Genomic DNA, 13,786 nt, shown 5'->3' on the forward strand with positions numbered 1-13,786 from the left:
ATACGGACAAATCTATAGAAGTGTCTTTTTATGGTGCCTGACACCACAATATTACCACAATTGCACCAGCTGAAAAATTATCATTATATAATAATTTAAATATTTTTAAAAAACTACGAATGCACTTATTCATGTTATAATTCGTGTAAATCAATTAAATACATATGTACACAGGAGGCGGACAAATGGGTTCTGAAGCACATTTAAAGAAGAATATTGGTTTTGCCGTTGCTACTTCATTGGTGGTCGGTACCGTCATTGGATCTGGAATCTTTATGAAACCTGGCATTGTCATTGCATCCACAGGAAACTCCACTTTAGCACTATGGGCTTGGATTATCGGCGGGATAATTACTCTTGCCAGTGGGTTAACAATCGCTGAAGTTAGTGTAAAAATTCCAAAGACTGGTGGACTGTATGCTTACATCGAGGATGTATACGGGAAGTTTTGGGGATTCCTATGCGGTTGGGTTCAAACTCTAATTTATGGCCCTGCAATAATGGGTGCACTTGGTCTCTACTTCGGATCCCTTGTAGCTGCTTTGTTTGGCCTTTCAGAAAAAAGTAATATTATTATTGGAATTATAACAATTTTATTTCTCGTCTTCATGAATTTATTAGGTACACAATACGGCGGGTTAATCCAGAATATCTCCACGATTGGAAAATTGATTCCAATCATTCTGATCGCTGCGTTTGGAATTTTTCAAGGGGATGTTTCCATCCTGAACATGGACAGTGGCGTCACTCAATCCTTCAGCATGGGGGCAGCAATTTTAGCTACCCTATGGGCTTATGATGGATTTATGAACGTTGGATATATGGCTGGCGAAATGAAAAACCCTAGCAAAACGCTCCCAAGCGCGATCATATCAGGAATCCTGATTGTTATTGTTGCGTACTTGACTGTCAATATTGCCATACTTCATGTGTTACCAGCTAGTAAAATAGTTGAACTAGGGCCGAATGCAGCGAGCACTGCAGCCACAATCCTTTTTGGAAAAATGGGTGGAAACCTGTTGACAATCGGAATTCTCATCTCGATTTTCGGTTGTTTAAACGGTAAAGTATTGACCTTCCCAAGGATACCTTATGCTATGGCAAAGGATGGATTCCTACCAGGAGCGAAAGCCTTGTCTTCTATTCACCCAAAATATAAAACACCGGTTGGTGCAACACTTTTACAACTTGTGATCTCGGTGATTATGATGCTTTTAGCAAATCCTGACCGTCTTTCTGATATTGCGATTTTTACTGTGTTTGCTTTCTATGCTCTATCCTTTGCGGCCGTGTTCATCCTGCGCAAAAAAGGAGTGCAAATTAACACCAAACTCTATAAAGTGCCTTTATATCCAATTACACCAATAGTAGCCATCCTTGGAGCTCTATATATCATTGGAAGTACATTAATAGACAAACCTCTAGATGCACTGCTTTCGATTGTCATTACACTAATCGGCGTGCCTGTGTACTATTATCTAAACAAAAACCTAAAAAAACAAAACAAGCCACTTACAAAAGTAAGCTAACAACAACCAAGTGTCCACCTGAAATGGACAAAACGTAGAAAGTGTCTTTCAATGGTGCCTGACACCCAAACTGACACCCAAAAAAGGACAAAAATAGTCGAAGGTGACTGTTTTTGTCCTTTTTTTTTTGCGATTTTTTAGCCTACGTTTAGGCCGAAGTCGGTTGCGATTCGGGCTAGACCTCCTTGGTAGCCTGAACCGACTGCTGAGAATTTCCACTCGCCATTGTGTCGGTATAATTCGCCTACAATGATCGCTGTTTCAATCGAGAAATCTTCACCTAAATCATAGCGAATGATTTCTTGGTTGGTTTCTTCGTTAACGATCCGGCAGAAGGCATTTGAAACCTGCCCAAAATTCTGACCGCGTGCTTCAGCATCATGAATGGTAATAACAAAGGAAATCTTCTCAATCTGAGAAGGGACAGCGCTAAGATTCACTTTTACTTGCTCATCATCCCCGTCCCCTTCGCCCGTACGGTTATCACCAGTATGTACCACGGAACCATTTCCACCTTCAAGTTGATTGTAGAAAACAAAATCCTTTTCAGAAGTAACCTTTCCGTTAGCTCCTAATAAGAAGATACTTGCATCTAAATCGAAATCGTTCCCCCCGTCATAACGATTTGTATCCCAGCCAAGACCAACAACGACCTTCGATAAGCCAGGATTTGTTTTTGTTAAATCAACCTTTTGTCCTTTTGACAATGAAATACCCATAAAAACACCCTTTCAACCTTAATTATTTATGTCACTTTCTATATTTGATAGAAAGTAAATAACAATTAACCCTACATGAAAGATTATTCACCTAACATACCTAAAAGAAACACCAAAATGACCATTCCTCCTTAAGTTTACAAAAATAAGGAATATTTTTCTACATTTATTTAAACACACCTTCGTAAAATACAGATCAACTGGTTTTGAGCATCAAAAAATGGTTAAAATAAGAAAGTCAAATCTTATCACTGAATGTTTGTGCTATAATGAACTGTTAGCAAAACAAAACGGGTAGACCGTTTATTTTAAGCAAGGAGCGATTTTCTTAATGATTAAAATTGAAATGCCTAATCCTGATGTAGTGATTACGAAAAAGAATCAAGTGGGAGAAAAAGTAGAGGCGCCGCTAAGCAGCGTTTATGGATTTACAGATTACAATAAAATCCCTCGGGACAAAGGTGGGATTATTCTTTTTTCAAACGCAAATGACGAGTTACTATTTGTGGGGAAAGCTAGGAAATTACGTCCCCGCGTAAAAAGACATTTTGAAGATACTGTGTCACCGATTAAATTGCATCGGGACGAAGTGTCTAAGATTGCCGTATGTGTCGTGGAAGATCCAATGGAGCGAGAAATTTATGAAACATACCTGATCAACACACTTCAAGCAAAATACAATATCGACAAAGTTTTCTATAAATAGTACTGAAAAGAGTGGGTATTCATGTACTCCACTCTTTTTATTTGCTAATTTTCATCTAACCTACCATACCTACACACCAGGAAAAAACTGCACCTATTGACTTGAATTTCCCAATGTCTGATTGTTTTCCGATGTCACCGCTTCTTTCTTTTTTCTCCATAAACCCACAATGTATAAAACTAGTGGTATTATAATTCCAAACGTTGCCGAATACGGAATCCACGTTTTCACATCCCACTCTGCTTCATACACCACATTTGGATAGACAATAATAGAGAGTGCGATGAGCATCATACCAAAAGGTAGAGTGAGAACTCGATAATCCTTCAATGAAAGAATTTGAGCAAGGCCTTTAACAGATGCGTAGCAATAAATCGTCGACTTGAAATAAATAGTAAAGAACCACAATATGGCCATGATAATCTCAATTCGTTCAAGAATTCCCTTAATACTTACCTTTTTAGCCAAGGCAAAACTAGGAAAAGCATTTCTTGCTGTTAGTCCAGCTCCCAAAACAAGAATCGTAAGTAAGGTAATCGTAGTTAATGTGATCCCTCCAGCGATATTCCCAAAATAGAACGCCTTATTTGACTTTTTGGACCTCATCCCATTCGGAACAATCATATGAAAAATAATTAGTGGTAGTGTTGATACACTAAGAAAAGATAAGGCAGCTCGTATTATTGGTTTTGCTTCACTATCAAACACGGGTTGTAGGTTTTGGATATTCATTTCTGGGATTGGCAAAAGGACGAGTAAAAGGATACACAATACTACCCATGGTAAAAATATCTCTGCACTTCTTGCAATTGGCTCTATTCCTAAGCGTACACCCATAATAACAACCATTACAAAAAATGTTTGAATGACTTCTTCAGGAGTGCCTGACATGATTTGTGTAACCAAAAAATTCCCCATAATCCATATCACAGTGGAAGCTCCTATAAATGAAAAGGAGACAAAACCTAGAGCAACGATGGTTCCAAACCACTTTCCAAGAATTTTTTTACAATATTCCACTAAGGTCATTTGCGGATACAAACCACCCAACGCATTAAATAAGAAAATCACAACTAGGCTTAATCCAACCCCTAATATAGCCGGAATCCACGCATCTTGTTTCGCCTCGGTAGCTAGGCCTGCTGGTACAATTAAGATAGTTGTCCCAATTGTATTTAATATGACTAATATATTGAATTGACTAGTAGAGATTTGTTCCTTTTGATGCATAGTTCCACCCCAGACACTATTTTGATTCTGAACCGAAAACGCAACCCTATGAGGACTTTTTCAAGTCCTGCTACTCCCTCTTATGAAAGGAACCTAAATAGTGCATCGCTTATTGGTTGAAAGACCACCCGAATCAGTTCAAGTGGTGAAGGGATTTTTATTTTTAAAAACACTAAACTTAATACTGTGGTAGCAATGATTTGAAAAATGGAGAAAATCCAGATTTCTTTTTTTTTCTTTTCTTTTTTCAACGGAGGAATTTCTTTCATTACTATTAGGATAGAGATACATACCACACCTAGTACTTTTATCATGGAATAGCTCCTACTTTATGTCCTGCTGAAAAGAATTCGAAATCGTTCCTAATCTTTTAATATCATAATTAATTCGATAATTTATCTCTAATTCTGGAAATGTTTCATCCCAATTTCCCTTTAGTCTCTTCCATGCTTCAGGATGTTGCCGATGGATCGCTTCACCAAAACCAAAAATGTCACTTTTTAATTCATTTTGGGCTTTAGAAACACTTTCCCCCATGATGAATTTAAGATGATCCTTCGCATCATTTTCAATTTTTTTGATTGTCTTTTCTTTAGATAGGTCAATCTCACATTGAACTTCCCCGATATTTGCTTCCACGTTCACTTCCATGGTTATGCTTGGTTTACCTTTCATTATATTTGATATCATTTTCGATTTCGCTTTATTTATTTCAAGCGCGATATTCCCATCCTCCTCACACGGTATGCTTCCCACTGTAGATTTCACATTATCAATGATATAATTATAGCCCTTGCTTTCTATCTCATTTAACCATCCTACTAGCTTGTCTCCCTTGAATCCTGCGTAACCAGTAATCTTGGTTACAGCTGAAGGTTTGATTTGCTCGAGTCCAGCCACCTCATCTGCTTCCTGCCTGTCTCCATTGACCCTCACTCCTGTTAAGACTGGATCTTTTCCATCTAATACTAATCCATTTAACAATTCGTCTAAGGTCACACCTTTTGTAGGCGCCCAAACCTTTTCTGATACCTCGATAGCTGAATAGAGACTTACTGAAGGAGATGCCTCAGTAGGTGTTAATACATTTAATACATCCTTACCTGGACCATCTTTCGAAATAAGAATATAGAAATCAGTACGGAATTCTTGATTTCGAGAAATAAAATCTAAAGCTTTACCAATACCTTCCTTCGCCAATTCCTCGCCAAAAATAATTAATTGTATATGCGATAAATATATTTTCCTAGGTATTTCCGTAGAGATTCTTCTCATCACCTCATATAAAGTTTTTCCGGTTGTTCGATAGGTGGTAACTTCTAATCGTTCTGTTTTCGTCTGAGAAGCAATTTCACCAGGATTGATGATTTGCATTGTTACCAAATAATCTCCATTCTCCTCATCTTTATCAATACTCATACCAGTGACAATCATCAGTTCAGTAATTTCCCTACTACTCCAACATCCGCCTAGCAATAACAAACAAAAACATACATTAATCCATATGAACATTTTTTTCATCATGCAGGAAACTCCCTTATTCCGAGGCCTTAATTTTTTTATTGTTTTTTGTCCGCTGAGTTTTGGCGTAACTGATTTCTATTTGCGATTAATTTAGGTCTTGTTAGTAATTTTTTCATTGGAAATCGGAATAAGCTGTCTTTCTGATCAGGTACATTAAATGGTCCAAATGATTCCATATATGGTACACCAAATGAACGCAAGCTGCATAAGTGAAGGACTAAGGCAATTAGTCCAAGAATAATACCGAACAATCCAAATGTAGCAGAAAGAGCAATAAAGACAAATCGAAGCATTCTCACGGCCATAGTAAAGTTATAGGCTGGAATAACGAAACTTGTAATAGCAGTAAATGATACGACAATGACCATTGCGGATGAAACTAGGCCCGCTTGAACGGCCGCTTCCCCGATAACAAGCGCGCCGACAATTGAAATCGCTGAACCTACAGCACGTGGAAGGCGAATCCCTGCTTCCCTTAATATTTCAAACGTAATTTCCATAATTAAAACTTCAACAATCGCTGGGAACGGGACACCTTCTTTTGCGGCAGCAATACTAATTAATAGACGCGTTGGCAGCATTTCATGGTGAAAAGAGGTCACAGCAACATACGCAGATGGAACAAGCAGGGTTAACAAAAAAGAAGCAAACCTTAGGATTCGTACAAGTGAACTAAAATCCGCTCGCTGATAATAATCCTCACTAGCTTGAAAAAATTGCAAAAAAATAGCTGGAACTAATAAGGCAAATGGTGTTCCATCAACAAGAATTCCAATTCTGCCTTCAAGAATTCCTCCTACAATCACATCCGGTCGCTCTGTACTATAAATTGTTGGGAATGGAGTATAGGTTTCATCCTGAATCAATTCTTCAATATTTCCACTTTCTAATATCGCATCAATTTCAATTTTATCGATCCGAGAATGAACCTCTTTTACCACTTTTGGGTCAACGATCCCTTCAATATAAATGAGGGCAATATCCGTTTTAGTGATCTTACCAACTGTTTTGGTAACCACACGTAAATTTCCATCCTTCACTCTTCTCCGAATCAAGGTTGTATTCGTTCGTAAGGTTTCTGAAAAACCATCCTTTGGACCACGAACAATATTTTGTGAACTTGGTTCCGTAACTCCCCGGTCTTCCCATCCTCCAATACCTGTAATAATGCAGTCTTGATAGCCATCTATTAATACAGCTGCGTCACCTGATAAGACGGAAAGAGAAACATCTTCCAAATTATTAACGGTCTTTACTTCACCCACTGTAATTGAAAAATCCTTGATAATCTTGAATTCTTCATGTTGTGATGAAGTTTTCAATTTTTCCTCACACTTTACCGTCATGGATTCTAAAATAAATTGCTGTATGGACTTCGAGTCGGCAAGCCCATCAATATAAATCACAGCGAGTCTAATTTCTCGTTTACCCACTAAATTAAAGGTTCGGTAAATAACATCCGAACTATCACCTATTAATCGCTTTAACTGGTTAAGGTTTTCATCTAAGTTTGATTGAACACTTGGGGATGTGCTACTCTCTGTTTCTTTAGAAGGAAGATTTAGTAGATCTCGTGAGGATTGTTTCTTTTTTTTCATTGATTTGAAAAAATTTCCTAATGGTCTCACTTCATCCAAACCTCCTAAAGAACTTTATGTGTACATTATTTACCAAAAAATCCAAAATAACCAAAAGAAGCAAAAGAAGCACTTGCGAATTCAATTTGTCACAATGAAAATAACGTTTCTATTTTTGTAGAAACGTTTTTGATTTATCCCTGCTCATCTACTTAGGATGATTTCATGAAATTATCTAAATTAAGGATCATTTCTTTTTCGATATGACTTGCCCGAATTCCAAATCTTGGCTTCTCCTGCTTCACCTCTTCACCTAACAACAGCTTTATAGCTAAGTAAGGAATATTTATGCCTGATAAACAGCTAAAATGCATCCCTCCGCTCATTCGCGGATTGATTTCAAGGAGCTTTGGAACACCGCCAGTATTGTATTTAACTTGAATATTAAATACATAGGGCAATTTAAATTCTTGATGAAATTTATATGCTAGCTGTATAAGCTCAGCCTGTTCAACAAGCTCCCTTACTCTTCCATCCCCTTTCATCCGAGGGATGGCGGCATGCAGTTTTTCATGGGACGCTAAACAATCGATGCTATATTCTCTTCCTTCTAAAAATTCCAACACCATTAAGTCAGGAAATCTTTCTTGTTGACCTAAAATCTCGCATGCATAAGTGTAAGGAATACGGTAGCTAGTTCCATGATTAAATAGCTGGGGAATCGAATCGATTTGGTCTTTAATGACCCGAAATCCATTTGCACCTTCACCAATCACTGGTTTAAAACACACGGTATGACCTTTTTCCTTGAGATTTTCATAGGCTATTTTAAACTGTTCCAAATTATTAACGACATAATAGTCGGGGATCAAAAAGTTTGCCGTCCAGTTTGATAACATTTGATAGGTCTCTGCTTTATTATCCATAGTCTCCATCAATTTGGCATCTGGACAAACTAGCACTTTTACTCCCAATGCTTCAAAATTACTAAGCCGCTTGGAGATAAGAACATTTTCTTTCCGGGGAATAAAAATATCAATCCCATGCTTCTGACAAAACTCAAGACAAAAATCGATATATTCTTCACCAGATATATCCGGCTCGACAAAGGCAAAATCACAATTCTGTAAATAAAGTGCATCTTTGTTGGGATGTGTCCCATAAATAATAAATTTTCGCTTATCCTCGTTATCCCGAATCATATCAATGGAATGGGAAACCGTTGTAAACCATCTGTTAAACCAAATCTTCATTTAAATCCTCTTCCTTGTTGTATTAAGACCTCAACCATTATTGTCCTACTTTCATTTTTTTATAAGCAAAATTTGACAAAAAATGCACATCCTGGTGTGACTCTTAGATAAAATAACCCTTTAATCCTTCTAAGAACAATAAAAAAACGTTCTGCAAAAGCAGAAACGCTCATCTATATCTATTAAACATCCTTTAGAAAACAAGTGTTTGTTTGGTATTTAATTTTGAAGCAAATTCCTTAATGGCATCATAATCTAAATTCGAATGGTCAATCGTTGCACCGCTCACCTTTTTAACAATTTGTTTTTCAAAGAAGTTCATTTCAGACAAGAGAAATTCTCCGCCAAATAACCCCATTGCTGCGGAGTTTTTTCGTAATTCTTGTGGGAAAGCATTGTTAAATTGCTCAATCGCCGTCTCACCATCGCGCATACAACAAAGAAAAAGTCCTACTTCTTTTTCCAAAAGGGTATCAAGGTTATGATGAATAAACTGTTTTATTTTTCTTTGAATGTTTCCAGCATGAATCGAGCCGCCAATGATGACGGTTTCAAAATTTCGAAGATCAACCTTCACATTTTCCCGCTTCAAATCAACTGTTAAAACTTCTCCTTTAAGACTTTCACTTAAAAATCTTACTGCTTTTTCAGTAGTCCCATGGGATGAATAATAAACAATTAAACTTTTCACGTCCCTTACCCCTCCTTCATATTTCATTACAATGATTTCATTACAATGATTTAATTTTATTATAAAACTAAATTATACCAGCGTCCGTTATAATATTGGCAATATTATTACATTTTTGATAATTCCTTAACCAAATAGACACGTTCAGGACGCCCCACTGTTCCATAAGCTAAATCAGCTACAATTTTGTCCTCGGACATGAGATGTTCGAGATATCTTCTCGCTGTAGTCCTGCTGACGCCTATTTCTTTGGCAACAAATTCTGCAGTTAGGCCACCCGCAACTTTCGAAAGAACCTCTAAAACCTTTTCTAGTGTCAGCGGATCAATTCCCTTCGGCAGGTAAGGTTTGTCTCTTATGGATCCTTCTATTTCTTTTCGCAGCAGCTTGTCCACCTGCTGTTGAGTGACATGGAGATTTTCAGTCCTCCATTCTACTAGTTTTGTATGAAAATCCTGATACCTCAGCAACGATTGTTTAAATCTTTCAAATATCACGGGTTTAATAATATAATCAAACACTCCAATACTGATTGCTTCTTGAACCTTATCAAGCTCTTTTGTGGCGGTTATCATGATAACATCCATTTGTTTATTTTGCTGCTTCGTTTCTTTAAGCAAATCAATGCCATTCATGTCTGGAAAATAAACATCCAACAAGAGAAGGTCTGGCTGTAATAGTTCGATATAGGTCTTGGCTTCTATATAACTTGCCGCAATTCCGACCGTTTGAAACCCAGCGATTTGTTCAATAAATCGTTTTTGAATTTCTGCAATCCGTAAGTCATCCTCAACAATTAACACTTCTATATCCGGATTCCGCTTCATTCAAACACCCCCTGCGTTTTGGTATCGCGACTGTAAAAATTGTCCCTTCCCCTTCATGGGAGGAAAAAGTAATAGATCCCCCTAAGCCCGTAATGGCCTCCTTAACAAGACTTAACCCGATTCCTGCATTGCTTTGGCGCTCTTTGGTAGAAAAGCCATTTTGGAAAATTTGTTCACTTAGGCCAATGTCTATGCCTTTACCGTTATCTTCAATTTCAATAATTAAATCTTTTCCTAGGTCTGTTAAAAACAGAGAAACTCTTTTTTCGACCTGCTCATTTTCTTTCACAGCCTCAAAAGCATTGTTTACCAGGTTACCAATAATCGTCACCAACGAATCCCTGCTGATTTCGACTGGAACATCCTTAAAACTGCTCTCTCGGTCGATTGTAAAATTAATTTTAAATTCACTTGATAAACTTACCTTTCCTAAAATAAATCCAGCAATTATCGGATCAGGTATTTCCTTCATTAAAAAACTAATGAATCCTTGTGCCACATCCACTTCCCTTGAAATGAAATCGATCGCTTCTTTATAGGAGCCGAGCTGGATCAAGCCCAGAAGTGTGTAGAGCCGGTTGGAATATTCATGTGTCTGAGCCCGCAACCCCTCAGCATATGCTTTCACATGGGACAATTCCTGAATCAGATTGGAAAGCTCTGATTTATTTCGAAAGCTAGCAACGGCTCCGATAACTTCTCCTTTTTTATTAAAAATAGGGATACGGTTAACCAAAAATACCTCACCTAAAATAATAAATTCCCGATCATATTCTGCTAGCCCTGTTCGAACCACTTCATAAAGATGGGTATTTTCAATTACCTCTTCTATCCTTTTTCCACGGAGAAGGACCTCGTTCGGAACATTAAGTATTTTATGTGCGGTTTCATTAACAACTGTGATTCGCCCTTTCGTGTCAATGGCAATAATCCCCTCATGGATAGATTCTAATATGGCATGTTTTTCCTGATACATCCAAGCGATTTCTTTCGGTTCAAGTCCAAATATCGCTCTCTTAATATTTAAGGAGATTAATAAAGCGGCTAGTAATCCTCCCAATAAAATAATCATTGTGGCGATAATGATTTTTCTTCTTATCTTTAAGACTTCTTTTTCAATATCTGTTTGAAGATATCCTACTGAAACGACACCAATGACATTGCCATCACTAAAAATAGGGGCTTTTCCCCTTAAGGATGGTCCAAGGGTTCCAATTGAATCTGAGATGACCGATTTTCCTTTAAAGACTTGCTCATTATCTCCGCCAACCATTTTTTGTCCTAATCGTCTAGGATCTGGATGAGAATAGCGAATTTCCTTTCGATTACCTATAACGATAAATTCTGCACCAACCTGTTTTCGAATTTTTTCGGCGATCGGTTGAATAATAGCAGAGGGGTTTTTACTAGAAAAAGCTTTTTGAATCTCTGGCATATTTGATATGGACTGTGCTACAGACAAAGCTTTCGTCCCTTTTTCATGCTTCAGATTGGATTCCATAATATGTGTAAAAGTCATTTCGAAAATCCCGCCGATTAGGATGATTACGATAAAAATACCTAACATCAACTTCGTGTGTAACCGCATACAAACACCTCTATATCTATCATATAGAAAAAAACTCCTTAAAAAAAGGAGTTTTTTGCAATAATCAGAACTTTATAATCATTATCCTTCTTCGTTAACGACGACATTTTTTCCTCTCATCTTCATTAATACCGGTATCACCAACCAAAGAACTGTCATTATTAAGAAACTCAATGAAATAGGTCGGGTAAAAAACGGTCCAAAATCTCCATTTGAAATCGTTAGGGCCCTTCGTAGGTTATTTTCAAGCATTGGACCAAGGACAAGGCCTAATACTAGTGGGGCAATCGGGTAATCATGTTTATTTAAAAAATAACCAATAATACCGCAGCCTAATAATAGTAAAAGGTCATAAATCGATACTTGGACCGCATAAACGCCGAAAATTGAAATGGCAATAATAATAGGAATCAAATATTGCTTCGGGGTCTGAATGATTTTTGCAAAAACCTTAACGAGCGGGAGGTTAAGAATTAATAGCATGATATTTCCAATAAACATACTAGCAATCAACCCCCATGCTACCTGGGGATGATCTTCGAATAATAACGGTCCAGGCTGAACGTTATACATCATCAATGCTCCCATCAGAATGGCTGTTGTCCCTGATCCAGGTATTCCTAATGTTAATAATGGGATCATTGCTCCGCCTGAGGCAGCATTATTCGCCGATTCTGGTGCAGCTACACCTGCAATCGTTCCAGTTCCAAATTTCGATGGGTCTTTAGAAATCTTCTTTTCTAAAATGTACGAAAAAAAGGATGCGAGTGTCGCGCCTGCTCCAGGTAAAATTCCAATAAAAAAACCTAAGATGGAACCCCTTGCGATCGGTCCAGCCGATTCTTTCAACTCATCTTTTGAAGGTATTAAATTATTTATCTTTGCCATTTGTGTATCTTCTTCATCTTTTTCTAAGATGGTTTTGAAAACCTCACCTAGGGCAAACAAACCAACTGCTATGGTCAAGAATTCAATTCCTTGATATAACCAGGGGATATCAAAGGTAAAACGGCCTATCCCAGAAACATTGTCAATTCCAATTGTAGCAAGCAGCAGCCCAATGACTGTCATAATTAATGCCTTCGTAACAGACTTACCTGCCAGTCCGCTTACTGCTCCGAGTCCTAAGAGCATAAGTGAGAAATATTCAGCGGGTCCGAATTTAAGGGCTAGATTAGACAATGGTTTCGCTAAGGCTATAAGTGCAACCAACGTGACGATTCCAGCTACAAATGACCCAATCGCTGCAATCGACAAAGCACTACCCGCTCGACCCTTCTTCGCCATTTGATAACCATCTAAGGTTGTCACCACCGAAGATGACTCTCCAGGCGTATTTAATAGAATAGAAGTGGTTGAACCACCATACATAGCTCCATAGTATACACCTGCAAGGAGAATAATAGCGCTGGTTGCCGCTTGCTCGGGAGGAAGTCCTCCAGTGATGGAAGCGGTAACAGGAATAAGTAAGGCAACACCGCTCATCGGACCAATCCCAGGTAACACACCAACCGCTGTTCCAATTAGAACTCCTACAAATGCAAAAATCAAATTATACCAAATAAGTGCCGAACCAAATCCTTGTAACAAATAATCAAGAGTATTCATTCTATATCCCCCTTTCCTCTCTATAAATATGGTGCCTGACACCATAATCTAATCGACTAAAACCAAATCGGCCACCCTGGTAGTGTTCCTTTTAATACTTCGACAAATATGAGGTAAACGACTCCAGAGAAACACCCAGATATGATGAGCGAGGTAAGCCATTTTCCTCGTTCCATTGTCTGAAAGCAGACAAATAGAAATAAGAAGGTTGTGATTACATAGCCAACTGATTCTAACGTCAAAATATAAACTAAAGTTGCTGCAAAGATGATGAAAAAAGGCTTATACTGCAGTTTTTCTTGTTTCTTTTCCTGCTTTCTTCCATTAAAGGTTTCATAAAATAAGCGAATACTTAAAATTACCAGCAGACCACCGAGAAAAAATGGAAAGATATCCGGACCAACGACACTCCCATAAGAGGAGCTGGCAATATTTCTGCTTCCGATAATAAATAAGGTTCCTACAGTTAGAAACAATATAGCAGCGATGCGGTCAAATTTAATGTCCATCTGCAATCCTCCAATCTGTTTACAT

At 37.8% G+C, this 13,786-nt stretch carries 13 protein-coding genes; 2 read left to right on the forward strand and 11 right to left on the reverse strand.

Annotated elements, in window-relative coordinates:
* Nucleotides 1-185: 185 nt before the first annotated feature.
* Nucleotides 186-1,529, forward strand: a complete 1,344-nt coding sequence (locus ACJ004_RS11805) for an APC family permease (RefSeq protein ID WP_410893171.1) — start codon at nucleotides 186-188, stop codon at nucleotides 1,527-1,529.
* 137 nt (nucleotides 1,530-1,666) lie between these two features.
* Here ACJ004_RS11805 and ACJ004_RS11810 read toward each other — a convergent pair whose 3' ends face one another.
* Nucleotides 1,667-2,248, reverse strand: coding sequence for a TerD family protein (locus ACJ004_RS11810; RefSeq protein ID WP_410893172.1), 582 nt, complete (start codon nucleotides 2,246-2,248; stop codon nucleotides 1,667-1,669).
* Nucleotides 2,249-2,579: 331 nt separating this feature from the next.
* Here ACJ004_RS11810 and ACJ004_RS11815 point away from each other — a divergent pair, with 331 nt between their 5' ends.
* Nucleotides 2,580-2,954, forward strand: a complete 375-nt coding sequence (locus ACJ004_RS11815) for a nucleotide excision repair endonuclease (RefSeq protein ID WP_410893173.1) — start codon at nucleotides 2,580-2,582, stop codon at nucleotides 2,952-2,954.
* 93 nt (nucleotides 2,955-3,047) lie between these two features.
* Here the strand turns inward: ACJ004_RS11815 and ACJ004_RS11820 are convergent, their stop codons facing one another.
* From ACJ004_RS11820 to ACJ004_RS11865, 10 genes are all read right to left on the reverse strand, one after another.
* The gene (locus tag ACJ004_RS11820) at nucleotides 3,048-4,184 is read right to left on the reverse strand and encodes a GerAB/ArcD/ProY family transporter (protein ID WP_410893174.1); all 1,137 of its coding nucleotides are present in this window, start codon (nucleotides 4,182-4,184) and stop codon (nucleotides 3,048-3,050) included.
* A gap of 80 nt (nucleotides 4,185-4,264) precedes the next feature.
* Nucleotides 4,265-4,498 (reverse strand): hypothetical protein, encoded by a 234-nt coding sequence (locus ACJ004_RS11825; protein ID WP_410893175.1) that lies wholly within the window; start codon nucleotides 4,496-4,498, stop codon nucleotides 4,265-4,267.
* A 10-nt stretch (nucleotides 4,499-4,508) separates the two neighbouring features.
* On the reverse strand, nucleotides 4,509-5,708 hold the full coding sequence (locus tag ACJ004_RS11830; protein WP_410893177.1) for a Ger(x)C family spore germination protein: 1,200 nt from the start codon (nucleotides 5,706-5,708) through the stop codon (nucleotides 4,509-4,511).
* Nucleotides 5,709-5,743: 35 nt separating this feature from the next.
* Nucleotides 5,744-7,306, reverse strand: a complete 1,563-nt coding sequence (locus ACJ004_RS11835; protein ID WP_410893178.1) for a spore germination protein — start codon at nucleotides 7,304-7,306, stop codon at nucleotides 5,744-5,746.
* Between the two features lie 191 nt (nucleotides 7,307-7,497).
* Nucleotides 7,498-8,538 (reverse strand): ATP-grasp domain-containing protein, encoded by a 1,041-nt coding sequence (locus tag ACJ004_RS11840; RefSeq protein ID WP_410893179.1) that lies wholly within the window; start codon nucleotides 8,536-8,538, stop codon nucleotides 7,498-7,500.
* A 193-nt stretch (nucleotides 8,539-8,731) separates the two neighbouring features.
* A complete protein-coding gene (locus ACJ004_RS11845; RefSeq protein ID WP_410893181.1) occupies nucleotides 8,732-9,229 on the reverse strand; it encodes a flavodoxin domain-containing protein in 498 nt (165 codons plus the stop codon).
* 107 nt (nucleotides 9,230-9,336) lie between these two features.
* A complete protein-coding gene (locus ACJ004_RS11850) occupies nucleotides 9,337-10,056 on the reverse strand; it encodes a response regulator (protein WP_410893182.1) in 720 nt (239 codons plus the stop codon).
* The gene (locus ACJ004_RS11855; RefSeq protein WP_410893184.1) at nucleotides 10,019-11,644 is read right to left on the reverse strand and encodes an ATP-binding protein; all 1,626 of its coding nucleotides are present in this window, start codon (nucleotides 11,642-11,644) and stop codon (nucleotides 10,019-10,021) included. The genes ACJ004_RS11850 and ACJ004_RS11855 overlap by 38 nt, the downstream gene beginning before the upstream one ends.
* Before the next feature lie 81 nt (nucleotides 11,645-11,725).
* The gene (locus ACJ004_RS11860; protein WP_410893185.1) at nucleotides 11,726-13,252 is read right to left on the reverse strand and encodes a tripartite tricarboxylate transporter permease; all 1,527 of its coding nucleotides are present in this window, start codon (nucleotides 13,250-13,252) and stop codon (nucleotides 11,726-11,728) included.
* Nucleotides 13,253-13,308: 56 nt separating this feature from the next.
* The gene (locus ACJ004_RS11865) at nucleotides 13,309-13,761 is read right to left on the reverse strand and encodes a tripartite tricarboxylate transporter TctB family protein (protein ID WP_410893186.1); all 453 of its coding nucleotides are present in this window, start codon (nucleotides 13,759-13,761) and stop codon (nucleotides 13,309-13,311) included.
* Between the last annotated feature and the right edge of the window lie 25 nt (nucleotides 13,762-13,786).

This window comes from Neobacillus sp. 204 (assembly GCF_046562815.1).
Classification (GTDB): domain Bacteria; phylum Bacillota; class Bacilli; order Bacillales; family Cytobacillaceae; genus Neobacillus.

Coding starts and splice junctions, on each gene's coding strand:
- ACJ004_RS11805 (WP_410893171.1), top strand. CDS start 186: ATGGGTTCTGAAGCACATTTAAAGAAGAATATTGGTTTTGCCGTTGCT.
- ACJ004_RS11810 (WP_410893172.1), bottom strand. CDS start 2,248: ATGGGTATTTCATTGTCAAAAGGACAAAAGGTTGATTTAACAAAAACA.
- ACJ004_RS11815 (WP_410893173.1), top strand. CDS start 2,580: ATGATTAAAATTGAAATGCCTAATCCTGATGTAGTGATTACGAAAAAG.
- ACJ004_RS11820 (WP_410893174.1), bottom strand. CDS start 4,184: ATGCATCAAAAGGAACAAATCTCTACTAGTCAATTCAATATATTAGTC.
- ACJ004_RS11825 (WP_410893175.1), bottom strand. CDS start 4,498: ATGATAAAAGTACTAGGTGTGGTATGTATCTCTATCCTAATAGTAATG.
- ACJ004_RS11830 (WP_410893177.1), bottom strand. CDS start 5,708: ATGATGAAAAAAATGTTCATATGGATTAATGTATGTTTTTGTTTGTTA.
- ACJ004_RS11835 (WP_410893178.1), bottom strand. CDS start 7,306: ATGAAAAAAAAGAAACAATCCTCACGAGATCTACTAAATCTTCCTTCT.
- ACJ004_RS11840 (WP_410893179.1), bottom strand. CDS start 8,538: ATGAAGATTTGGTTTAACAGATGGTTTACAACGGTTTCCCATTCCATT.
- ACJ004_RS11850 (WP_410893182.1), bottom strand. CDS start 10,056: ATGAAGCGGAATCCGGATATAGAAGTGTTAATTGTTGAGGATGACTTA.
- ACJ004_RS11855 (WP_410893184.1), bottom strand. CDS start 11,644: ATGCGGTTACACACGAAGTTGATGTTAGGTATTTTTATCGTAATCATC.
- ACJ004_RS11860 (WP_410893185.1), bottom strand. CDS start 13,252: ATGAATACTCTTGATTATTTGTTACAAGGATTTGGTTCGGCACTTATT.
- ACJ004_RS11865 (WP_410893186.1), bottom strand. CDS start 13,761: ATGGACATTAAATTTGACCGCATCGCTGCTATATTGTTTCTAACTGTA.